Annotated in this window: 1 protein-coding gene; it reads left to right on the top strand. The window is 40.7% G+C overall.

Annotated features, from left to right (window positions below; all coding sequences use genetic code 11):
- Window positions 1–614: transposase (locus tag AC27G3_RS18185; RefSeq protein WP_487124053.1), on the top strand; the 614-nt coding region annotated here is incomplete at both ends.

Raw genomic sequence — 614 nt, 5'->3', positions numbered from 1 at the left:
TTCCCCCTCGCTTATAACTATCCAAGCGAATACCGCGCCACGCGCGATTTACTTCGTCGGCGAACACACTTCATGCGACATGGTGCAAGCTTAAAGGCTCATGTGGTTAATACCGATAGTCAATATAACTTACCATCTCAATCACTTAATTTAAAAAATGTCAGTGCCCGTGAAGGGCTACGTCATCACTATGATGATCCTGTTGTTCAACGCATGATAACGTTTGAAATGAATATTCTCGATTGTTATATCCGAGAGTTAAAACATGTTGAGTCGTTTATTGAAAAAGAAGCGCGTGATGATTTTCCTGCTTTGCGTAATATCATTCGCACGTTTCCTGGCATTGGACAAATACTCGCCTTAACTATCCTCTATGAAATTGGTGATATTCAACGTTTTCCAAGCGTACAAAAGTTTGCCTCATATTCACGGTTAGTTAAATGCAAGGCAGAATCAGCGGGCAAGCTCTATGGCACCAGTGGCAACAAAATCGGAAACGGTTATTTAAAATGGGCATTTAGTGAAGCGGCGGTACTTTATTTACGTGGTAATGATAAAGCCAAACGCTATTTAGAAAAATTGCAAAAACGCATGAACAAAGCTAAAGCGCTATC

The sequence above is a fragment of the Colwellia sp. SU-HH01217 genome, assembly GCF_057543495.1.
The sequence above is the reverse complement of the archived record's forward strand: the minus strand, read 5'-3'. Positions and strand labels throughout refer to the sequence as shown.